At 62.1% G+C, this 21,707-nt stretch carries 16 protein-coding genes; 11 read left to right on the forward strand and 5 right to left on the reverse strand.

The features are described 5' to 3' along the window. Window positions 1-4 precede the first annotated feature (4 nt). The 6 genes from kdpA to LL253_RS14510 all read left to right on the forward strand — a co-directional run bounded on the left by kdpA (window position 5) and on the right by LL253_RS14510 (window position 9,670). Window positions 5-1,708 carry a potassium-transporting ATPase subunit KdpA gene (gene kdpA, locus LL253_RS14485; protein ID WP_228227630.1) on the forward strand — a complete coding sequence of 568 codons (1,704 nt, stop codon included), beginning with the start codon at window positions 5-7 and terminating at the stop codon, window positions 1,706-1,708. A gap of 13 nt (window positions 1,709-1,721) precedes the next feature. Beyond that, window positions 1,722-3,767, forward strand: a complete 2,046-nt coding sequence (gene kdpB / locus LL253_RS14490; RefSeq protein ID WP_228227631.1) for a potassium-transporting ATPase subunit KdpB — start codon at window positions 1,722-1,724, stop codon at window positions 3,765-3,767. A 12-nt stretch (window positions 3,768-3,779) separates the two neighbouring features. Then, window positions 3,780-4,382, forward strand: a complete 603-nt coding sequence (gene kdpC / locus LL253_RS14495; protein ID WP_228227632.1) for a potassium-transporting ATPase subunit KdpC — start codon at window positions 3,780-3,782, stop codon at window positions 4,380-4,382. Continuing rightward, on the forward strand, window positions 4,379-7,057 hold the full coding sequence (locus tag LL253_RS14500) for a sensor histidine kinase (RefSeq protein WP_228227633.1): 2,679 nt from the start codon (window positions 4,379-4,381) through the stop codon (window positions 7,055-7,057). The genes kdpC and LL253_RS14500 overlap by 4 nt, the downstream gene beginning before the upstream one ends. Further along, window positions 7,054-7,743 carry a response regulator gene (locus LL253_RS14505; protein WP_228223057.1) on the forward strand — a complete coding sequence of 230 codons (690 nt, stop codon included), beginning with the start codon at window positions 7,054-7,056 and terminating at the stop codon, window positions 7,741-7,743. The genes LL253_RS14500 and LL253_RS14505 overlap by 4 nt, the downstream gene beginning before the upstream one ends. A 325-nt stretch (window positions 7,744-8,068) precedes the next feature. Further along, window positions 8,069-9,670 carry an alpha-L-fucosidase gene (locus tag LL253_RS14510; protein WP_228227634.1) on the forward strand — a complete coding sequence of 534 codons (1,602 nt, stop codon included), beginning with the start codon at window positions 8,069-8,071 and terminating at the stop codon, window positions 9,668-9,670. A gap of 115 nt (window positions 9,671-9,785) precedes the next feature. Here LL253_RS14510 and LL253_RS14515 read toward each other — a convergent pair whose 3' ends face one another. The 3 genes from LL253_RS14515 to LL253_RS14525 all read right to left on the reverse strand — a co-directional run bounded on the left by LL253_RS14515 (window position 9,786) and on the right by LL253_RS14525 (window position 11,844). Continuing rightward, the gene (locus LL253_RS14515) at window positions 9,786-10,022 is read right to left on the reverse strand and encodes a hypothetical protein (RefSeq protein WP_228227635.1); all 237 of its coding nucleotides are present in this window, start codon (window positions 10,020-10,022) and stop codon (window positions 9,786-9,788) included. A gap of 101 nt (window positions 10,023-10,123) precedes the next feature. After that, complete coding sequence (locus LL253_RS14520) at window positions 10,124-11,419, reverse strand: PQQ-dependent sugar dehydrogenase (protein ID WP_228227636.1); 1,296 nt, start codon at window positions 11,417-11,419, stop codon at window positions 10,124-10,126. Next, window positions 11,416-11,844 carry a DUF2231 domain-containing protein gene (locus LL253_RS14525; RefSeq protein ID WP_323133417.1) on the reverse strand — a complete coding sequence of 143 codons (429 nt, stop codon included), beginning with the start codon at window positions 11,842-11,844 and terminating at the stop codon, window positions 11,416-11,418. Before LL253_RS14525 ends, LL253_RS14520 begins: the two co-directional genes overlap by 4 nt. A gap of 181 nt (window positions 11,845-12,025) precedes the next feature. Here LL253_RS14525 and coxB point away from each other — a divergent pair, with 181 nt between their 5' ends. The 5 genes from coxB to LL253_RS14550 are packed head-to-tail and all read left to right on the forward strand — an operon-like array spanning window position 12,026 to window position 17,547. Next, window positions 12,026-12,994 (forward strand): cytochrome c oxidase subunit II, encoded by a 969-nt coding sequence (gene coxB / locus LL253_RS14530; protein ID WP_228227638.1) that lies wholly within the window; start codon window positions 12,026-12,028, stop codon window positions 12,992-12,994. After that, the gene (gene ctaD, locus LL253_RS14535; protein WP_228227639.1) at window positions 12,991-15,513 is read left to right on the forward strand and encodes a cytochrome c oxidase subunit I; all 2,523 of its coding nucleotides are present in this window, start codon (window positions 12,991-12,993) and stop codon (window positions 15,511-15,513) included. Before coxB ends, ctaD begins: the two co-directional genes overlap by 4 nt. Next, complete coding sequence (locus LL253_RS14540) at window positions 15,510-15,887, forward strand: hypothetical protein (protein ID WP_228227640.1); 378 nt, start codon at window positions 15,510-15,512, stop codon at window positions 15,885-15,887. The genes ctaD and LL253_RS14540 overlap by 4 nt, the downstream gene beginning before the upstream one ends. Then, complete coding sequence (locus LL253_RS14545; RefSeq protein WP_228227641.1) at window positions 15,884-16,474, forward strand: cytochrome c oxidase assembly protein; 591 nt, start codon at window positions 15,884-15,886, stop codon at window positions 16,472-16,474. The genes LL253_RS14540 and LL253_RS14545 overlap by 4 nt, the downstream gene beginning before the upstream one ends. Continuing rightward, the gene (locus tag LL253_RS14550; RefSeq protein WP_228227642.1) at window positions 16,471-17,547 is read left to right on the forward strand and encodes a c-type cytochrome; all 1,077 of its coding nucleotides are present in this window, start codon (window positions 16,471-16,473) and stop codon (window positions 17,545-17,547) included. The genes LL253_RS14545 and LL253_RS14550 overlap by 4 nt, the downstream gene beginning before the upstream one ends. Window positions 17,548-17,815: 268 nt before the next feature. Here LL253_RS14550 and LL253_RS14555 read toward each other — a convergent pair whose 3' ends face one another. Together LL253_RS14555 and LL253_RS14560 are read right to left on the reverse strand one after the other, a co-directional pair. Then, window positions 17,816-21,049, reverse strand: coding sequence for a glycoside hydrolase family 2 TIM barrel-domain containing protein (locus tag LL253_RS14555; RefSeq protein ID WP_407696110.1), 3,234 nt, complete (start codon window positions 21,047-21,049; stop codon window positions 17,816-17,818). A gap of 133 nt (window positions 21,050-21,182) precedes the next feature. Next, entirely contained in the window at window positions 21,183-21,650 is a 468-nt protein-coding gene (locus LL253_RS14560; protein ID WP_037544016.1) for a MarR family winged helix-turn-helix transcriptional regulator, read from the reverse strand. Between the last annotated feature and the right edge of the window lie 57 nt (window positions 21,651-21,707).

Here is a 21,707-nt window from a genome sequence, read left to right on the forward strand (position 1 = left end):
TATCATGACTTTCCAAGGCTGGATCCTGATTTTTGTCTTCGTGGGCATCCTGCTGGCGCTGACCAAGCCGGTCGGCGCTTGGCTGTTTGCGCTGTATGAAGGCCGGCGCACGCCGCTTCACTGGGTGCTTGGTCCGGTCGAGAACGGCTTCTACACACTCGCCGGCATCGATCCGACAGAGGAACAGAGCTGGCGGCGCTATGCCGTTCATATGCTGCTGTTCAATTTCGTGCTGATGATCTTCACCTATGCGGTTCTGCGGCTGCAGGGACTGCTGCCTCTCAATGGGCTGGGCTATGCTGGCATTGGCGCCGACGGCGCCTTCAACACCGCCGTCAGCTTCACGACCAACACCAACTGGCAATGGTATTCGGGTGAAGCGACACTGTCGAACCTCAGCCAGATGCTTGGCCTGACGATCCATAATTTCCTGTCGGCAGCAACCGGGATCGCACTCGCGTTCGCGCTGTTTCGCGGCTTCGCGCGACGCGAGATGCAGTCGCTTGGAAATTTCTGGGCCGACGTGACGCGCGTCACCCTGTATTTGCTGCTGCCGATCTGCTTCGTCTACGCCTTGTTCCTGATAGCGTCTGGCGTTCCGCAGACGCTGGCCGCGTCGGTCGACGTAATGACGCTCGAAGGTGCAAAGCAGACCCTGGCACTTGGTCCGGTGGCCAGCCAGGAAGCGATCAAGATGTTGGGCACCAATGGTGGCGGCTTCTTCAATGCCAATTCGGCCCACCCGTTCGAGAACCCGACGGCGCTCACCAATCTGGTTCAGATGTTGTCGATCTTCATGATCGGTTTCGGCCTGACCTGGTGCTTCGGCAAGGCGGTCGGCAACAGCCGGCAGGGTTGGGCGATCCTGGCTGCGATGCTTGTGCTGTTCGTGGCTGGCGTCACGGTAACATATTGGCAGGAAGCTGCCGGCAACCCGGTCCTCCATGCGCTCGGCACGACCGGCGGCAATATGGAGGGCAAGGAAGTCCGCTTTGGGATCGCCGCCAGCGCCCTGTTTTCGGTCATCACGACCGCGGCCTCCTGCGGCGCGGTCAACGCGATGCACGACAGTTTCACGGCGCTGGGCGGCATGATCCCGCTGTTCAACATTCAATTGGGCGAGATCGTCATCGGTGGTGTGGGCGCGGGCATTTATGGCTTCCTGCTTTTCGCAATTCTGGCCGTCTTCGTCGCCGGATTGATGGTGGGGCGCACGCCCGAATATGTCGGCAAGAAGATCGAGGCGAGGGAGGTAAAGCTGGCGGTGCTCGCAATCGCTATCCTCCCGCTATGCATCTTGGGCTTCACAGCCGTCAGCGCAGTCCTACCCGCCGGTCTGGTCAGCCCCCTCAACGCAGGCCCGCATGGCTTTTCGGAGATCCTCTACGCCTTTAGCTCGGCTACAGGCAACAACGGCTCCGCCTTCGCCGGCCTGACTGCGGGCACACCCTTCTACAACAGCCTGCTCGGCATCGCGATGTGGTTGGGCCGCTTCTTCGTGATCGTGCCGATGCTGGCGATCGCGGGTAGTTTGGCGGCCAAGACATACACGCCGCAAAGCGCGGGGTCATTCCCCACGACCGGGCCTCTTTGGGTCGGCCTTCTGGTAGGAATCATCCTGATCGTCGGTGGCCTGACCTTTCTGCCGAGCCTCGCGCTCGGTCCCATCGCCGATCATCTCGCGATGATCGACGGGCAACTCTTTTAAGGGGGGGCGTCGCATGGCTCGCGCAACCACAAAGACCCAGACGGGCAAATCCCTGTTCACTGCCGAATTAATTATCCCGGCAATCGGCGACGCGTTCAAAAAGCTTCATCCCCGCGCGTTGATCCGGAACCCCGTGATGTTCGTGACGGCTTGCGTCGCGCTGCTGATGACGATCCTGCTCGTGGTGGGAGGTGATAGCCTTGGCATCGGCTTCAAGCTGCAACTTGCCATGTGGCTGTGGCTGACGGTGCTTTTCGGGACGTTCGCCGAGGCGCTGGCGGAGGGACGCGGCAAGGCGCAGGCAGCCTCGCTCCGCGCAACCAAGGCGGAGCTTAGCGCCAAACGACTGAAAAATGGTCATTTGCAGCAGGTGCCGGCAAGCCAGCTTTGCGCCGGCGACATCGTGCTGGTGGAAACGGGCGATCTCATCCCTGCCGATGGCGAAGTCGTCGAGGGCGTCGCCAGTGTCAATGAAGCCGCGATCACCGGCGAGTCCGCGCCGGTGATCCGTGAAGCAGGCGGGGATCGGTCGGCGGTCACCGCTGGCACCCGGGTCATTTCGGACCAGATCAAGGTGCGCATCACCGCCGAGCCGGGGCAGGGCTTTCTCGACCGCATGATCGCGCTGGTGGAAGGGGCCGAACGGCAGAAGACGCCGAACGAAATTGCCCTTACCATCCTTCTCGTCGGCCTCACGATCATCTTCCTGATCGCGGTCGGCACTATCCCCAGCTTCGCCAGCTATGCCGGCGGCAGCATACCCGTCGCAATCCTTGCAGCGCTGCTGATCACGCTCATCCCGACCACCATCGCTGCCCTGCTGTCCGCGATCGGCATTGCCGGCATGGACCGCCTCGTGCGGTTCAACGTGCTCGCCAAGTCGGGGCGTGCGGTGGAGGCGGCCGGCGACGTGGACGTCCTCCTGCTCGACAAGACCGGCACGATTACGGTCGGCGACCGTCAGGCAAGCGAGTTCCGCCCGGTGGCAGGCACGACGCCGGAAACATTGGCGGAGGCGGCGTTGTTGGCCAGCCTGGCGGATGAAACTCCTGAAGGGCGCTCGATCGTCGTTCTGGCCCGGGAAAAATTCCACATCGATACGACCCGATTGCCCGAGGGCGCGGAGGTCATCCCGTTCACTGCGCAAACCCGTATCTCGGGCGTGCAGGTCGCCGGTTCGCTGGTGCAGAAGGGCGCCGTTGATTCGATCCTGAAGGCCAATCCCGGATCAAGCGAGATGGCGGCCGCGACCGAACTTCGGCGCGTGACGGATGAAATTGCCCGCGCCGGCGGCACGCCTCTGGCGGTTGCAAAGGACGGCAAGCTGCTTGGCGCGATCTTCCTCAAGGATGTGGTGAAGGCCGGCATCCGGGAGCGTTTCGCCGAACTGCGCGAAATGGGCATCCGCACGGTCATGATTACCGGCGACAATCCGCTGACCGCGGCGGCGATCGCGGCCGAGGCGGGTGTTGACGATTTCCTGGCCCAGGCAACCCCTGAGGACAAGCTTGACTTGATCCGCCAGGAACAGACGGGCGGACGCCTGGTGGCGATGTGCGGCGACGGGACCAATGACGCACCGGCCCTTGCCCAGGCCGACGTCGGCGTGGCGATGAACACCGGCACGCAGGCGGCGCGCGAAGCGGGCAATATGGTCGATCTGGACAGCGACCCGACCAAGCTCATCGAAGTCGTCGGCTTGGGCAAACAATTGTTGATGACCCGTGGGGCTCTGACGACCTTCTCGGTTGCCAATGATGTGGCGAAATATTTCGCCATCATTCCCGCGATGTTCGTTGCCCTTTATCCCGGCCTCGGCGTGCTCAACATCATGGGGCTGGCGACCCCCCAAAGCGCGATCCTGTCAGCCATCATCTTCAACGCGCTGATCATTCCGTTGCTGGTGCCGTTGGCGCTGAAGGGCGTGGCCTACAAACCCATGGGCGCCGGCCCGCTGCTGGCCCGCAATCTCGCGGTCTACGGACTGGGCGGGCTCGTCGCGCCCTTCATCGGCATCAAGCTCATCGACCTGGCCGTTGGCGGCCTGGGTCTTGCCTGAGGAGGCGCTCCAATGAATAAGGATTTCGTCACGTCATTGCGGCCTGCGATCATTCTCACGATCCTGTTCGCCCTTTTGCTCGGCATCGTCTATCCTCTGGTCATGACCGGCATCGGACAGGCGCTCTTTCCTTCTCAGGCCAATGGCAGCCTGGTCCACGACTCACAGGGCCATGTGGTCGGGTCGAGCGTGGTCGGACAGGCTTTTGTCAGCGATCGCTATTTCCAGACGCGGCCCTCGGCCGCGGGGAAAGGCTATGACGGGCTTGCCTCGTCTGGTTCGAACCTGGGCCCGACTTCCAAGGCGCTAGTCGCCCGTGTCCGCGCAGACATCGACAAGCAACGGGACGCTGGCATCACCGGGCCAGTACCGATCGATCTCGTAACGGCCAGCGCATCGGGCCTCGACCCTCATCTATCGCCGGCCTCCGCTCTTGTGCAGGTGAAACGCGTGGCGCGCGCCCGCGGATTGCCCGAAACGCAGATACGCGATCTGGTGAACCGGAATGTCGACCATCCGCTGCTGGGTTTCCTGGGGGAAGACCGCGTGAATCTTTTGGCGCTCAACCGGCAGCTTGACCAACTGGCGAACCGGCGGACCGGCGGGACACATTGACGCAGCGAGATCGACCTCCGCCCGAAGCCTTCCTGCGCGCAGCCGCGCAGGAAGGGAGGGGCAAGCTGAAAATCTTCCTTGGCGCCGCGCCCGGCGTCGGCAAGACCTTTGAGATGCTGTCGCAAGGCATGGCCCGCAGCAAGGCCGGCGTCGATGTCATCGTGGGGATCGTCGAAACCCATGGCCGCACCGAAACCGAAGCCCTGACGCGCGGGCTCGAAATCCTGCCGCGCCGCGCGATAGACCATCAGGGTCACATGCTGACCGAAATGGATCTGGACGAACTGCTCGCGCGCCGCCCGCAACTCGCGCTGGTCGATGAACTGGCGCACACCAATGCTGCCGGCAGCCGCCATCCCAAGCGCTATCAGGATGTCGAAGAACTGCTCGACGCTGGCATAGATGTCTATTCGACCGTCAACATCCAGCATATCGAGAGTCTGAACGACGTCGTTGCTTCTTTCACCCGCGTTCGCGTGCGTGAGACGGTGCCTGACACAATTCTTGACCAGGCAGAGATTGAGGTAGTGGATATCCCGCCCGCCGAACTGATCGAACGGCTGAAGGAAGGCAAGGTCTACCTGCCGCAGGAAGCGACACGCGCACTTGGTCATTTCTTCTCGCAATCGAACCTTTCCGCCCTGCGAGAACTGGCGCTCCGCCGCGCGGCGCAAGCAGTCGACGCCCAGATGCTCGATCATGTCCGGGCCAATGCGCTGGGTGGCACATGGGCGGGTAGCGAGCGGATCGTTGTGGCTGTCAGCGAAATTGCCGGCTCAACCGGCCTTGTGCGGGCGGCCAAGAGGATTGCGGACGCGCTGCATGCGCCATGGACAGCGGTGCATGTCGAAACAGCGCGCACGCGCCAGCTTGGTCCGGACGAGCACCAGCGTATCGCGGCCGTGCTTGCTCTTGCCACCCAGTTGGGTGGACAGGTTGCCACCGTGCCCGCTTCGACTGTTACCCAAGGGCTGAAAGCTTTCCTGCTCGACGCTCGCGCGACCCAGCTTATCGTCGGCAAATCCGTCCGTTCGCGGCTGTTCGAAATGCGGCACGGATCGGTGGTGGACCGACTCGTGCGCGAAACGCCTGGCGTTGCCGTGCATGTGTTGCCATTCGAAGAAGAGTCGCCCAGCGGCATAGGGCGCGCGCAACTTCCAAGCTCAACAATGTCTCCCTGGGGCGCGCCATCGGGATATCTCTGGACATTCGCGTGGGTGGTGGCGGTGACGCTGATCGGGTCTGGGCTGTTCCACATCCTTGATCTTGGCAATGTCGGCATGTTGTATCTCGTCCCGGTCATGGCGGCGGCGAGCCTGTTCGGCCTGCGCACGGGCCTCTTTGCCGGGCTGGCTTCCAGTCTTGCCTATAATTTCTTCTTTCTGCCCCCGACGGGCACGCTGACGATCAGCAATCCGGAAAACATCATCTCGATCTTCGTGCTGTTGGGCGTTGCCTTCGTCACCAGCCAACTCACGTCCCACGTTCGCGTGCAGGCAGACCTTGCCGCTGCAAGCGCGCGGACCAACGCCGCTTTGGCCGGCTATCTGCGCCACCTGACATCGCTCAAGGATCCCGCAGAAGTGGCGCACGCGGCCTGCGTGGAGATTGCGCGCCTGCTGTCGCTCCGCGTCGTCATGCTCGAACAGGGGTCCGCCGGACTGTCCATAAAGGCTTCAAGCCATGCCGGACCAAATCTCGAAACGATGGAAATGGCTGCGGCGCAGTGGGTCACGGATACTGGCCAGCCGGCAGGCCGTGGCACCGGCACGCTTACCGCGTCCGACTGGCGATTTCAGCCAGTCCAGGCAGGCGATCGTATATTGGCGGTCCTGGGCCTCGCGCAGGAAGATGGCAGGGACCCGGTTCGCTCTGACCAGTTGCCATTGCTGGGCAGTCTCATCGATCAGACGGCCCTCGCGCTTGAGCGCCTTCGGCTGGAAAGCGAGATGCGCGATATCGACGCCATGCAGGAGCGCGAACGTTTGCGGTCCGCGCTTTTGTCTTCAGTCAGTCACGACTTGCGAACGCCGCTGACATCGGTTCTGGCGGCGGCGGGCGAACTGCGCCGCAAATATCCCGATCCGCTGCTCGACACGCTGGAGGGCGAGGCGACCCGCCTTAACCGCTTCGTGGCCAACCTGCTCGATATGGCCCGCGTCGAGGCTGGCGCGCTTAAACTCCATCTCGAACCGGTCGATCTTACCGATGCGGTCAGTGCCGCCGTCCATGACACTCGCCGTTCGCTTGATGGGCATCCTATAGAACTCAATGTCGCGCCCGACCTGCCGCTGGTGATGGTGGATCCGCAGCTTTTCCATCATTGCCTGCTCAACCTGTTCGACAATGCGGGGCGCTATGGCGACCCTGGAACAGCCATCATCGTCCACGCGAAGCGGACCATCGACGGGCTCGTCCTGTCGGTCATCGATTGCGGCATGGGGCTTCCGGCGGGTCGAGAAGCAGAGGTATTCGAAACTTTCCGCCGCCTGGAGGGTTCCGATCGGTCCGCCAGTGGCACGGGTCTGGGGCTGGCGATCGTCAAGGGCTTTGCCGAGGCAATGGGCATGACCGTAAAGTCGCAGAATCGCGACGATGGCCATGGCGCGTGTTTCAGCATCGATTTTCCGGAACGATTGCTCGTGCGGCCACCGGAGGAAACGCTTGATATATGACCGCAAACCGCATCCTGGTCGTCGACGATGACCTTCACATTCGCCGCCTGCTGGAAAGCGCGCTGGTGCGCGCGGGCTATGTGCCCATCGAAGCTACGACGGCGGCCGAGGCTCTGGAGCAGGCGAAAAATGGCGCACCGGACGCCATTCTTCTCGACCTGGGGCTCCCCGATCGCGACGGCCTGGAAATCGTGACGCTCCTGCGGCAGCGATGCCCTGCGCCGATCATCATTCTGTCGGCGCGTGAATCCACGGATCAAAAGGTAGCCGCGCTCGACCTGGGCGCGCATGATTATGTAACCAAGCCTTTTGATAGCGAAGAAGTGCTTGCCCGATTGCGCGCGACCCTGCGCGCCCGCATCGAGGCGCAGGGCGCGTCACCGATCGTGCTGGCCGGCACCGTGACGATCGATCTCGCCAATCGAGAGGTTCGCCGTGATGGCAAAGAGGTGCATCTTACCCGCAAGGAGTTCGAGGTGCTCAGCCAGCTTGCTCTGCATCCCGGACGGGTCGTCACGCACCAGCGCGTGTTGGCGGCTGCATGGCCCCATGAGATTGATCGTCGTATCGACTATCTACGTATCGTGGTGCGCAACCTCCGCCAAAAGCTGGAGGCCGACCCGTCGCGCCCAGCGCTTATCATCAACGAACTGGGCGTAGGCTATCGCCTGATGGCGGACAACTAAGGGCCACTGACGTTCCGATGTTGTCCTGTCGAGGTGGCTGATATGGGTGATAGTCCAGAGCCGATCGCAGGGTGCGGTCGTTAGTCGTTGCCAAGTCGATAAGCGGCAAACTGACCGGAAGCAAATGTGGCTTGATGCCCACAGCCAAAAGATGGATCCTTGGTCCAGATATTGGTCAGTTGCCGCCGTCATCGCGATCCCGCCGGATTGTCGAACTGGGGCGGGCGGGAGGGGTGCAATGAAGACGACGAGGCGTCAACTAATCAAGGGAACCGCTGCCGCTGCGACGGCCTCCGGTGCTTTTTCCAAGGGGTCCGCTTCTACATTGCCGGCGCCGCTTGGCGCCGGCCGCGATGTCCGCGTCCCGGCCCCGACCAGCTTTACACCAGACTGGACGTCCCTGACCGCCGGCTACAGCGTCCCCGACTGGTTCCGCGACGCGAAGTTTGGAATATGGGCGCATTGGAGCGCGCAATGCGTGCCGGAAGCTGGCGACTGGTATGCGCGGAACATGTATCTCCAGGGCAGTCGCGCCTATGATCATCATCTGGCGCATTATGGCCACCCCACCGATATTGGCTTCATGGAGATACAGAATAAGTGGACGGCGCAGGCTTGGAACCCTGCCCGATTGCTCGACCTGTATAAGCGCGCCGGCGCAAAATATTTCATGGCGCTGGCCAACCATCACGACAATTTCGATGCCTATGCGTCTTCTCATCATCCATGGAACAGCACGCGCGTAGGTCCGAAGAAAGATATTATCGGAACGTGGGAGAGGCTGGCGCGTGAACGGGGCATGCGCTTTGCCGTATCCAACCATTCATCCCATGCATGGCACTGGAACCAGCCTGCCTATGGCTATGATCCGGAAGGACCCCATGCCGGTCGACGGTACGACGCATTTCGCTTAACGACGGAGCAGGGCCGCGGAAAATGGTGGCAGGGGCTTGATCCGCAACAACTCTATACCGGTCGCATGATGCCCATGCCAGACGGCATCCGCACCATCGCGGAGGCCAATGAGTGGCATGAAGGCACCGACAGATTGTGGAATGAGGGTATGCCTGCCGACCCTGCTTTTGCGCACAATTGGTTTTTGCGCTGTCGCGAACTGATCGACAAATACCGTCCGGACATGGTCTATTTCGACAATTTCGATCTTCCGCTCGAACAATATGGCCTTGATATCGCAGCTTATTTCTACAACCAGTCGATGCGCTGGCATAATGGTAGTCTGGAAGCGGTCGTGACTGCCAAGATGATCCCGCCGCAGCGGCGGATGGGCGTGGTCGATGACGTAGAACGCGGCGGCAAAAATTACATTGAACGCTTCCCATGGCAAACCGACACCTGCCTTGGAAACTGGCATTATGACGCGGAACTCTATGAACGCGGCGGGTATAAATCGGCCGCTACCGTGCTGCACACCTTATGCGACGTAGTGTCGAAAAACGGCAATCTGATGGTGTCGGTGCCGATGCGCGGCGATGGAACGATCGACGACAAGGCTGAAAAGATCGTCGAGGACATTGCCGCCTGGATGGCGGGATTTGGGGAAGCAATCTATGGCACGCGGCCATGGCGGCGCAATGGCGAAGGGCCGACCACCGGCAATACGGGTCTGTTTTCGGAAGGCGGGCCGGTGTCCCCCTATGGCGCCAGGGATATCCGCTACGTCACTAAGGGAAGTAACCTCCATGCCTTCATTCTGGGTTGGCCAGATGACAATGTCGCGCGGTTGACCTTGCTCGCGGGCAAGGATCCAACGCTAAGAGGGACGGTCGAACGCGTCACCCTACCGGGCAGCACCGAACCGCTCAGATTTACGCGCACGACCGACGCGCTGGAGGTGGCATTGCCGCCAGCCGCGCGAAACGCCATCGGATTGGCCCTCATTCTGTCCGGAGATAATGTGGCGGTCTGACAAACAGCCGCCCGCGTCCCGACAGGGCGCAGGCGGCTATTCCCGGGTTTAGAAATTCACCCTCACATGCATCCCGTAGCTACGTGCGTCATTGAAGAATTTGCTTGCCCAGCCTTCAATGCGAAAATTCTTGATTGTGTAGCCGATGCTCAGACTGAGAGTGACATAGCCCTTTCTGCCGATCGGGAAAACCTGCTGACAACGCGTCCTGACGCGTTCCATCAAGGAAGACGATGTCGTCCTCGTTGAACTGGCTTAGATAATAGGAGGATCGGTAGTTCAGCAGCGCCTGCCAATCGAGGCGTCCCGGGCCGGCGTCGAACCATTGCGACAGTCGCGCAGAGACATTCATTTTGGATGCCAGCGGCAGGCGATTGCCGACCAGGCTGATCAGCGGCGAATTTCCGCCGTCATCAAAGTCCTGCGCGCGTCAACCAGGCGCGCGCAGGGCCGTTACCGGCGATCGGGCGCGACCCGCCATATCGTGTTGGACACGTCATCGGCGACGATCAGCGCTTTGTGCACAGGGTCATAAGTGACGCCGACGGGGCGGCCCCGGGCGTGGTCGCCCTTGATGAAGCCGGTCAGGAAATCCTGCGGTTCACCGGACGGGCGACCGTTCGAAAAGGGCACCCAGACGACCTTATAGCCCGCCAGATCCTGCCGGTTCCAGCTCCCATGCTCCCCGACGAACGCGCCCTCGGAAAAGCCGCCGCCAAAGCCGCCGTCAGTGGTGAAACTGACGCCAAGGGCAGCGACATGAGACCCCAGCGCATAATCCGGACGGATCGCCCGACGGACCATATCGGGCTTTTGCGGTCGAACGCGCGGATCGACATTCTGGCCCCAATAGCTGTAGGGCCAGCCGTAAAAGGCGCCAGGGCGGACGCTCGTCAGATAATCAGGGACCAACTGCGGTCCCAATTCGTCGCGTTCGTTGACAACCGCCCACAGGCGCTGCGTGCGGGGTTCGATGGCGAGGGCGGTGGGGTTACGGATGCCCGATGCATAAGTCCGATGCATGCCGCTTTGTCGGTCGATTTCCCAGATGACCGCCCGATCCTGCTCTACCCCCATGCCGCGCTCGCCGACATTGCTGTTGGAGCCGATGCCGACATACAGCCTCGATCCATCCGGCCCCGCAGCCAGCGACTTGGTCCAGTGATGATTGATGTGGGAGGGGAGCTTGAGAAGCTCGACGCCCGGGGAGGTTATGCGCGTCACACCTTCGCGGTAGGGAAAGCGCACAAGCGCATCTTGATCGGCGACATAGATCTGCCCATCGACATAGGCGAGGCCATAGGGGGCGTTCAGGCCGGTGATGAAACTGGTGCGCAACTCCGCGCGACCATCATTGTCGGCATCGCGCAACAAGGTCACGCGATTGCCGCCCTTGACGGATGATTTTCCCATGGCCTTGATATAGGTGGCGATAACGTCCTTGGGCCGAAGCGCGGGGGCGCCGCCGCCTGACCCTTCGGCGACCAATATGTCGCCATTGGGCAGAACGAGCGTTTGCCGCGGAATGGCGAGGCCGGTGGCCAACGCCGTCACCGTGAAGCCGCTGGGTGCAGTCGGCTTTTCGCCGTCCCATCCGGCCGGCGTCGCGATCTTCATCGGTGGCAGCAAGGTCTGCCGCTGTTCGGGCAGGTCGGGCTGCGGACCGGTCTGGTCCAGTCCCGGCTCGCTTTTGCCGCATGCCGCCAGGGTCAGGAGGCCGGCGCTCAGCCATAATGCATGATGTTTCAAGGCCGGTCCTCCCGATAGGCTGCATATGCGATCCAACCCGCCGCGACCGCCAGAATGCTGCTGATGATTGACAAGATGAGACCTGTTGTACCGACCGAACTCCAGCCATCACGGCTGTGCTGAAACGCGTTGATAAGGCCTGCTATCATCATCATGAGCAGCAGCACCGAAACGATGGCGAGGCGCGACCTGGCGCTGCCCTTGCGGCGCAAGAGCGCGACGATGCTCCAAATCAAGGCAAATCCCCCGCCCAGCAAGCCGCCGGTGATCAGCCAGGCGGAAAAATTGGTCCACTGGATCTCGGCACTGTTGAGATAGGTGATGTCGCTCGCCAGCGCTGCGGGAAACATCGCGACAGGCCACGCCAAGAGAAGGCCATGGAGCGGATGAAGCAAGGGTCTGAGGCGTGGCGGAGCACTGGGCAAAGGGGAAACTCCCGGTCGAAGGACTGACGATTGTGCAATCCCCGGCGAGCACTTTGGTTGCGCCGGGCGTCCGGTTGGATGCACTTGTTACGAAAGAGAAATAATTGAACCCGACCGCGCTTGAGGTGTTCGGCCTATAACGCGCACGGTCGATGCGGCATGAAAGGGGTAAAGTCGCGCTATGCGCAATCCATGGTTCTGGCTGCTGGTGCTGGCAGGCCTGACGGCCTGCAATGCAGAGCAATCGACCCTGCATGTTTTTGGCGCAGAAGCGCGCGCCGTGCGGCAGATGGCGCTCCTGTTGACCATAGGGGCGGCTGTTATCGTCACGATCATGACCGTCCTCTACGTGCGCGCCGTGCGCGCGCCGGAAGGCAAGCTGAGCCATGACCGCGGCATGCGCATGGTCCTGTGGATGGGCGCCATTGGCCCGACGCTTATCCTGACAGCCTTGCTGATCTATGCGCTGCCTGCGATGCGGCCTCGCGCTACCGCCCCTGGTGATTTGGTCGTGCGGGTGGATGGCGAGCAATTCTGGTGGCGGGTCGCCTACGACCCTGCTGGCGACCTGTCGCCATTGCTGTCGGCCAATGAAGTGCGCATCCCCGTCGGACGAACCGTCGTCTTTGAACTCACCGCACGCGATGTCATCCACAGCTTTTGGATTCCCGGGCTGGCCGGCAAGATGGACATGATCCCCGGACGCACCAACCGGCTCGTGGTGCAGGCGGAAAAGTCGGGCCGCTATCGCGGCGTATGCGCGGAATTTTGCGGCCTCAGCCATGCGCTGATGGCCTTTGACGTGATCGCCATGGATGCCACGGATTTCGACGCCTGGCTGCGCCGGAGCAGGGCTGCAAGCGCCGGCGCGATCGCGTCGCGCGGGGAGACGTTGTTCGATGCGCATGGCTGCGGCGGTTGCCATGCGATACGCGGTACGTCCCATGACGCAAGGATTGGCCCGGATCTCAGCCGCTTTGGGGAAAGGCGGACAATGGGGGCTGGCATCATGCCGCCGACCTCCGCCAATATCGCCTCTTTCATCCGCGCGCCGCAAGATGCCAAGCCCGGCGCCCGGATGCCCGCCTTCCCGCAAATCAGCGCCGCCGATGCCCAGGCGATCGCGCAGTATCTCAAGGGGCTGAAATGAGCCTGCATGATCAGGACGATCCCGCGCTGCGCGCTGCACAGGAAGAACGGCTGCGGGCCGTATGGAAGCCGCCCCAGGGGCTGTTCCTGCGCTGGACGGACACCAACAATAATCGGGTCGGCGTCTGGTATGTGCTGACTGCATTCGGCTTCATGCTGTTTGCCGGCGTGCTGGCGCTCATCATGCGCACGCAGCTGGCCGTCCCCGACAATGAACTGGTCAGCGCGAACAGCTTCAATCAGCTGTTCACCCTGCACGGCTCGATGATGATGTTCCTCTTTGCCGTGCCGATGTTCGAGGCCGTGTCGATCATCCTGCTGCCGCAATTGCTTGGCGCGCGCGATCTGCCCTTTCCCCGGCTGTCCGCATTTGGTTACTGGTCCTTCCTGATCGGCGGCGTTTTCGTCAGCGGCTCGATTTTCTTCAATGCCGCGCCCGATGGCGGATGGTTCATGTACCCGCCGCTCACCACCCGGACCGACCTTTCAGGGCTTGGCGCGGACATATGGATGCTGGGCCTGTCTTTCATCGAAGTGTCGTCGGTCGCCGCCGCCGTCGAACTGATCGTCGGCGTGCTCAAATGCCGGCCGCCCGGCATGCGGCTCAATCTGATGCCGCTTTATGCTTGGTATATCCTGGTCGTCGCGGTGATGATCCTCTTTGCCTTCCCGCCGCTGATCGCGGGCGATATATTGTTCGAAATGGAGCGGCTGCTCGACTGGTCCTTTTTCGACGCGAACCGGGGCGGCGATCCGCTGCTCTGGCAGCATCTTTTCTGGATCTTCGGCCATCCCGAAGTCTACATCATCTTCCTGCCGTCGATCGCCCTGTTCGCCATGCTGGTGCCGACGTTCGCTAACCGACATCTGCTGGGCTATCCGTGGATCGTGCTGGCGGCGGTGGGCACGGCGTTCCTGTCATTCGGCCTGTGGGTGCACCACATGTTCACGACCGGGTTGCCCAAGATCAGCCTGGCCTTCTTCTCGGCTGCGTCGGAAGCCGTGGCCATTCCCACCGGCGTCCAGATTTTCGTGTTCATCGCAACGCTATGGGCCGGGCGCGTCACTTGGTCGACGCCGCTGCTCTATGCCACCGGCAGCCTTGCGATCTTCGTGATCGGCGGCCTTACCGGCGTCATGGTGGCGGTCGCGCCCTTCGACTGGCAGGCGCACGACAGCTATTTCATCGTCGCGCATCTCCATTATGTCCTCATCGGCGGGACGCTGATGCCGCTCTTTGCCGGCCTTTATTATTATTGGCCGTTGATCACTGGCAAGAAACTGTCTGACCGGCTAGGACGCGTCGCCTTCTGGATGCTGTTTGCAGGCGCAAACCTGACCTTCTTTCCGATGCATTTGTCGGGCCTGATGGGCATGCCGCGCCGCGTTTTCACCTATCCAGCGGAACTAGGCCTTGGCGGCCTCAATTTGCTTTCGACAGCGGGCGCTTATCTGTTCGCGGCGGGCGTTGCGGTCATCTGCGTTGACCTTTGCCTGTCGCCCCGTCGATCCAAGGCGCAGCGCAATCCCTGGAATGCGGGCACGCTTGAATGGCTGGCGCATCCCGATGATGAGGATTGGGGCATCCGCTCTGTGCCCCTGATCGAAAGCCGCTACCCCATATGGGACCAGCCGGATTTTGTCAGGAAAGTGGACGAAGGACGATTTTTCCTGCCCGATGCGGAGGAGGGGCGCAGGGAAACCATCGTGACCACTGCCCTCGACGCGCGGCCGTTGGCCGTCATCCGGCTGGGAACGCCCAGCGTCAAACCGATGCTGACCGCCATCGCGCTGGGCGGGGTGTTCATCTTCACCACCTATCACCTCTATTGGGCTGCGCTCGTTTGCGGTGTGGCGACCTTGGCGTGCACGCTCTGGTGGCTGTGGACGGGCACCGCCGAAATTCCCGAAAAGCCATGCAAGCCGGTGGGTCATGGCATAGAGTTGCCGCTCTATCTCTCCGGCCCCGCCGCGCCTGGCTGGTGGGCGATGTTCATCACGATGATGGCCGACGCCACGGCTTTTTCCGGCCTGGTCTTCGGCTATTTCTTCTTCTGGACGCGCCATGCCGATTTCCCTCCTGCGGATATGGCGAACGGGCCGGGCATGATGTGGCCGATGATCGCGCTGATTGCCGGGTTGGTCGGCTGGCTTGCGACGATCGCGGCGCGTAACATCCATGCCCGCGGTGGCGTAGCACGGGCGCGCGTTCTGCTGGCGTGCGGCATTGTGCTCAGCATAGCGGGGGCAGGCGCGGGATTGGCCGGGCCATGGATGAGCGGCCTTGATCCCCAGGTGCACAGCTACCCTGCGATCGTGTGGACGCTCGCGATCTGGACCAGCGCCCATGCCGGTGTGGCGGCCATCATGCAAAGCTATGCGCTCGCGCGTAGTCTGGCCGGAAAGATGGATCCGCACCATGATGCGGATCTGCGCAACGTCAGCGTCTATATGCATTTCTACGCGCTGACGGCGATCGTCACCTACGCGACCATCGGCCTGTTTCCGGAGGTCGCATGACGGAGCGGGGCAAATGGCATGAGCGCCTCCGGGTCACGCTCTGGACGCTGATCGTTCCGCCCGCCATCTGGGCCGGGCATTTCCTGATGGCGTATCTATGGACCGCGATCTCCTGCGCAAAGGCGGGGACCTTCGCAACCTTTCCGACCCTGTTCGTGGTCGGAACGCTTGTCGCTCTGGGGCTCATCTCCCTTTCCGGCTGGGTCGCCTGGAAGCAGACGCGCCGCCCGGGTGATAGCGCCCCGCACCAGGATTCCACGGATATCGACCGGCTGCGCTTTCTGGCCAAATCGACATTGCTGCTGGCTGGCCTCAGTTTCGTCGGCGTCCTCTTCACAGCGCTGCCTGTCGTGTTTCTCCGGAACTGCCTGTGAAGCGGGCTTCCCTGCTTGCCGGCCTGGCGTTGCTGCCCGCGGGTTGGCTGCTGGCCTGGCTGCCACTGGGCATGATCGGGCATATGGCAGGGCATATGATCGCCGTTGCCATCGCCGCGCCGCTGCTTGCATTCGGTCTCGCCGGAACTGCGGCCGATCCTGCCCGTCGCTGGCCCCATATCGTGACGCCAATGGCGATGATGCTCGTTGAACTGATGGTCGTGTGGCTTTGGCATCTTCCAGTGCTGCGCGCGGCGGCCAGATCCTTTCCAGTCCTGGTGATCGAACAATTCTGTTTTCTCGCCGCCGGCCTGCTGCTCTGGTCGTCGGTATGCTACGCGCCGCGCCGCGCCGCAGGGATAGGCGCGCTCCTGCTCACATCCATGCATATGACCTTGCTGGGGGTCTTGATCGGCCTTGCGCCCCGGGCCCTTTATCCGATGGCACATCATGGATTGGCCGGCGTAGATGCGCTGGTCGATCAGCAACTGGGCGGTGTCATCATGTTGTTGCTGGGCGCCGCCAGCTATTTCCTGGGGGGACTCGCGTTGCTGGCCAGCCTCCTTCGTCAGCGGAGTATTGCATGACCATCCGCATCACCTGGCTGCGCGCCATTGTAACGCTTATCGGCGTGGGCACCCTCGCCATGCTCTTTGCATGGTCGGGCGCGGTGCAGATTTCAGCGTCCTCTGGCCACTGGCGCATCACCGACTGGTTTCTGCACTGGGTGATGCGCAATTCGGTGCGCACCTATTCCGCGTTCCAGGCGCCGGATGATCCGTTGGCCGATACCGGACTGGTCAGCGCGGCAGGTCATTTCCGTCAGGCCTGCCAGGTCTGTCACGGCGCCCCCGGCGTTCGCGCGTCGCCTGTGATGCAAGGCGCGACGCCGCCTGCCCCGGATCTTGCACAAACCGCAGGAGAATGGCGGGATCGCGAGCTATTCTGGATCATCCGCCATGGCGTCAAATTCACGGGCATGCCCGCCTGGCCTGTGTCCGACCGTCCGGACGAAGTAAAACATATGGCAGCCTTTGTCCGTCGGCTTCCCGGTATGACGCCCCGTCAATATCGCGCCCTTACGCAAGCGGCCGGGGAAAGGCCGCTTTCGGGGGTCGCCCCTGGTACGCTCGCTGGCTGTACCGGTTGCCACGGCGCGGATGGGAAGGGGCGGGGACAGCCCGATATCCCGATTTTAGGGGGGCAGGATCCAGCCTATCTGCTGGCCAGCCTGCGCCGCTATGCGTCGGGTGAGCGGTCCAGCGCGGTCATGCAAACAGCGGTCAGCAGCTTGAGCGATGCGGAAATGCAGCGGCTCGCGAACCATTTTTCCGCCCTTCCGGGACTGAAGCCGACCATTCTCTTGTCGGACTTGCCGATGCTCAAGGATCAGGCCGGCATTCCGGTCCCGGCCTGCGTCAACTGCCATGCGCCCGGAAAGGCAGGCCCTATATTGGCGGGGCAAAGATCGTCCTATGTCGCCGCGCGGCTGAAAGGCTGGCAACAGGAAAAAGCTGTCGTTGACGCGCGCCAGTCACCGGAAACGATGGCGATGATCGCCCGGCGCATTCCGCCGTCTGACGTCGACTCGCTGGCCGCGGCTATAGGGGAATCCCGCAACAAGGCGGCAGGCGGCCCTCATAACGATACTTCCCGATGACATATGGAATGGCCGGGCTCGACCACCATGCTGCCGGCTTCAACCGTGCATGTTTACCCATGCAAATGCCAGAAGCGCAGCCAATAAGAAGGCGAAGAACAGGTATATGGCCAGACGGGACGTCGCCTTGCGAGCGGGGCGTTCCTTGTGATGGGGCATGTTGGTCCTTTCAAACAATATCCTGCGCTCAACGCATGAGGCACTTTGAGGTGTCCCATTTTTCGCCGAAGGCGAGGGCTGACGGGTCCTCTCCAGCCGGAGCCCTTCGTCATTCCTCCTGTGTGGCGCGCGCTGGTATCGCCTGATCAGGGTGGGTCCCCGATCCGGTGAAAGGGGTCAGGCGAAAGGAAAAGCGCATAGGCGTGCTGGCGGTGCGATAGGCGGCCATCGGCTTGCCAAATTCGCTCCAGGCCGTGTCGCCACCCACGCCCCATTGGGCGGCGTCGATCAGCAGCGTGCCTTCGTCACGCGGACGAATGTCCGACGATTTCCAGGTTCCCGGCGCATGCCGGTCAAGGTCGCTGTAGGGAAAGGCCAGCGCGTTCATCATCATCGGCTGCGCGCCCTGCACGTGAAGCCCCGCGCCATCGCCCGACACCTCCATCCAGCGAACATCCACCTTGTTGCCGGTTTCCTGCGGCCGGATATAGTCGTGATTCTGATCCGCGATCGCGCCGCGCCACAAGCCGATGGGTGCGGACGTCTTGCGATCGACATAGCTTTCGTGCGGGCCGCGGCCATACCATTGAACGGTGTCTATGGCGCGCGGCAGGCTGAAGGCGAGGCCGATGCGGAACGGGGGTGGCAGGTCGTCCCTGACCGGCTGAAAATCGCCAGTGACTGACACCGATCCATCGCCTGCCATATGGTAGATGCTGGTAAAGTCGGCCGCGCCTTCACCCAATATATAGCGCACCTCCACTGAACGTCCGCCATTCTCCGCTGGAAGAATTCGGATGGCGGCCACTTTACGCTGTTCGCTCATCGTCTTCCAGACCGCCAACTGTCTGGCCGTGCCAATGCCGATGTCATTGTCGGTGACCGCGCGCCAGAAATGCGGCGCACCGCCGCGCGCCAGCATACGTCCGTCCTTGCTGTAGGACCTGACAAGCCCGCTCGTCCGGTCGATCGCCAACGTTGCATCATTGGCACTAAGACTGACGGCATCGCCCTTTTCGCTGACCGTCACGGGACCAGTGGCGACGGCGGGTAGGGCAGGGGCGTCCGATTGCAGCGCAAATTGCTCCCAGCCCATCAGCGTTTCGGCGGCCACCGACGGGATGGCGCCCGCCTTGGCCCGGGCGTTGACCGTCACGAAATATTCCGATCCGGACCTGCGAGGAATAGCGCTGATGGGCACCGTCACTGCCGCAGCACCGCGAGCAGGCACGTCCGCCATTGTCAGCGCGCCCCGGGCAATTTCCACGCCATCTTCCATCATCGCCCAATCAAAACTGAACCCGGACAAATCGATGAAATCGTGGCGGTTGCGAACGGTGACGCGGCCGCTCGCCGGGTCGAACCCATCGAACTGGACCGGCGCATAGACCTTCCGCAATTCATAAAGTGCCGGATTGGGGGTTCGGTCCGACTGCAGCAACCCGTCGCCAAATTCTATGTCGCCTCCCGGGTTCGGCCCATATTCGCCGCCATCGCCCCAGTAACGCGTGCCATCCCTGGTGTATCGATACATGGATTGATCGACCCAGTCCCAGATGAAGCCGCCCTGTAGCCGGTCGGGATGGGCATAGATGGTGTCCCAATAGTCCTTCAGATTGCCGCCGCTATTCCCCTGCATATGGGCATATTCGCACTGAATCAGCGGCTGCCTGAAATTCCAGTTGGTTGCGTAATCGACCAGCTTGGCGACCGGATCATACATGGGTGCGTAGATGTCGGCGTAGAAATTGGGCCGATGGTCGCCAATCCCGTCCCATGTGCCCCAGCCCAGATAGCTGACCAGCCGATCGGGGTCGCGCGCCTTGGCGGCGGCCGCCGCAGCCGCGAAATTGGGGCCGATTCCTGCCTCATTGCCCAGCGACCAGAAGAGGATCGATGGATGATTTTTGTCCCGCTCCACCATGTTGGTGACGCGGCTCACATGCGCGTCCTTCCACGCCGGGTCGAACCCAATCTGATATTCGGCGCGCTGATCGCCATGCCGATTGCCATAATCCATATAGGCATGGCTCTCGATATTCGCCTCGTCCATCACATAGAGGCCATAGCGATCGGCCAGGTCGTAGAGACGCGGATCATTGGGATAATGGGATGTGCGGATCGCGTTGACATTGTTGCGCTTCATCAACCGGATATCGCGCTCCATTGAGGCCAGCGAAATGACATGGAAGCTTTCGGGATCATGCTCATGGCGGTTGACGCCGCGAAGGGTGATCGGCTTGCCATTCACCGTGACGACGCCGTTGCGCATCGCGACCGTGCGGAAACCGATTCTGGCGTCGCTCGACTGGATGATCCGTCCGCCTGAGTCATAAAGTTCGACCAGCAGCCGGTACAGGTTGGGGGTTTCCGCCGTCCACGGTTTCACCCTGTCGATCCTGCCGGTCAGGGTCACGGTGCGTTCCGCATTTCCGGCGGCAACGGCTTGCCGTCCTTCAAGCACGATGCGCGTGCCATCCATCAGCACATAGCGGGCGCTCGTCGCCGCGCCCGAGGTTACAGTGACGTCGACCGCCAACTGGCCCGCACCGGCCTCCGCATCGAAACCGGCATGAGCGAAAAAGTCGCGCACGCGCGTCTTGGGCGCCGCCATCAAGAACACATCGCGCTCGATCCCCGACACGCGCCAGAAATCCTGATCCTCCAGATAGGAGCCGTCCGACCAGCGATAGACCTGGACGGCGATGCTGTTGCGGCCGGGGCGCGTGAAGCGGGTCACGTCGAATTCCGACGGCAGCTTGCTATCCTGCGCATATCCGACCTTCTGGCCATTGACCCAGACATAATAAGCGGAACCAGCCGCGCCGATGTGCAGCACCATATCCTGCCCGGCCCAGTCCGCCGGTATGTCGATATCGCGGCGATAGGACCCCACCGGATTTGTCGCATGGGGGATCAGCGGCCGGTTGGCGGGGAAGGGATAGGTGATATTATTGTAGCGGGGCTGGTCATAGCCTTCCGCCTGCCAGTCGGCCGGAACGGGTATCGTCTTCCAGCCCGACACATCGAAATCGGGGCGCTCGAACCCGTTCGGCAGCTTGTCGGCATTAGGCGAAAAGGCGAACTTCCATGGCCCGTTCAGTGACAGGAAGCGGCGCGATTGGGAACGGTCGCTGGCCAGCGCGGCGTCGCGGCTTTCGAAGGGAAAGGCGGTGGCGCGCGCGGGCAACTTTCCGATGGCGAAAACTGCCGGATTTTCCCAGTCTGGCCGGGCGGGATCGATCTGCACCGGCTGCACCTGTGGCGGACCACCCTGGGCTATCGCTACGCCGGACAGGGCGATCAGGCTGCTCGCCGCCAGGGTCCCGATCGGTGCGCGCATGTCCATTCCCCCGACTATGCCTTCTTCAAACATCGCATATTTGATCTAGGCGTGATGTGTACAAGTTTGCCCTGCCACAATGTGGGTGCATCGTCCAACATATGTAGGTCATTGATGGCTGTGACCGCCCGCGCTATGCCTTGGACGCTGTCATGTGTCCGTCCAGCACGATTGCATCGATCCGGCGCAGCATCGCGTCCAGCTGTGTCCGTTCTGCCTCTGTAAAGGACCCGAAAATTTGTTCCTCCAGCGCCAGCGCCTGCGGCACGATCGCTTGGTACAGCGCTATGCCGGCCGTGCTCAGCGTCAGGAGATGCGACCGCTGGTCGGCCGGGTTCGGCCCCCGGATCAAGATGTCGCGGTCGATGAGGGCGGCTGCGGCGCGGCTGACGGTTACCTTGTCCATCCGCGTCGTCCAGCCGATAGCCTGCTGCGTCACGCCGTCGGGATGCTCTGCCACCACGGCGACTACGCGCCATTCGGGAATGCGCAGCCCGAACGCCTCCTCATAAGCGCTGGCGACCGCATCGCTCACCAGATTGGTGGTGAACGACAGGCGATAGGGCAGGAACGCATCGAGCAGCAGGGAGGAGGTGGTCATGGCGAAGGCTATCATTTGACACCGATCGGGCAAAGTCTATACTGGTTGCAAATGAAA

The sequence above is a fragment of the Sphingobium soli genome (assembly GCF_020782245.1).
GTDB classification, from domain to species: Bacteria; Pseudomonadota; Alphaproteobacteria; order Sphingomonadales; family Sphingomonadaceae; genus Sphingobium; species Sphingobium soli.

Coding starts and splice junctions, on each gene's coding strand:
- kdpA (WP_228227630.1), top strand. CDS start 5: ATGACTTTCCAAGGCTGGATCCTGATTTTTGTCTTCGTGGGCATCCTG.
- kdpB (WP_228227631.1), top strand. CDS start 1,722: ATGGCTCGCGCAACCACAAAGACCCAGACGGGCAAATCCCTGTTCACT.
- kdpC (WP_228227632.1), top strand. CDS start 3,780: ATGAATAAGGATTTCGTCACGTCATTGCGGCCTGCGATCATTCTCACG.
- LL253_RS14505 (WP_228223057.1), top strand. CDS start 7,054: ATGACCGCAAACCGCATCCTGGTCGTCGACGATGACCTTCACATTCGC.
- LL253_RS14515 (WP_228227635.1), bottom strand. CDS start 10,022: ATGAATGTCTCTGCGCGACTGTCGCAATGGTTCGACGCCGGCCCGGGA.
- coxB (WP_228227638.1), top strand. CDS start 12,026: ATGCGCAATCCATGGTTCTGGCTGCTGGTGCTGGCAGGCCTGACGGCC.
- ctaD (WP_228227639.1), top strand. CDS start 12,991: ATGAGCCTGCATGATCAGGACGATCCCGCGCTGCGCGCTGCACAGGAA.
- LL253_RS14540 (WP_228227640.1), top strand. CDS start 15,510: ATGACGGAGCGGGGCAAATGGCATGAGCGCCTCCGGGTCACGCTCTGG.
- LL253_RS14550 (WP_228227642.1), top strand. CDS start 16,471: ATGACCATCCGCATCACCTGGCTGCGCGCCATTGTAACGCTTATCGGC.
- LL253_RS14555 (WP_407696110.1), bottom strand. CDS start 21,049: ATGCGCGCACCGATCGGGACCCTGGCGGCGAGCAGCCTGATCGCCCTG.
- LL253_RS14560 (WP_037544016.1), bottom strand. CDS start 21,650: ATGACCACCTCCTCCCTGCTGCTCGATGCGTTCCTGCCCTATCGCCTG.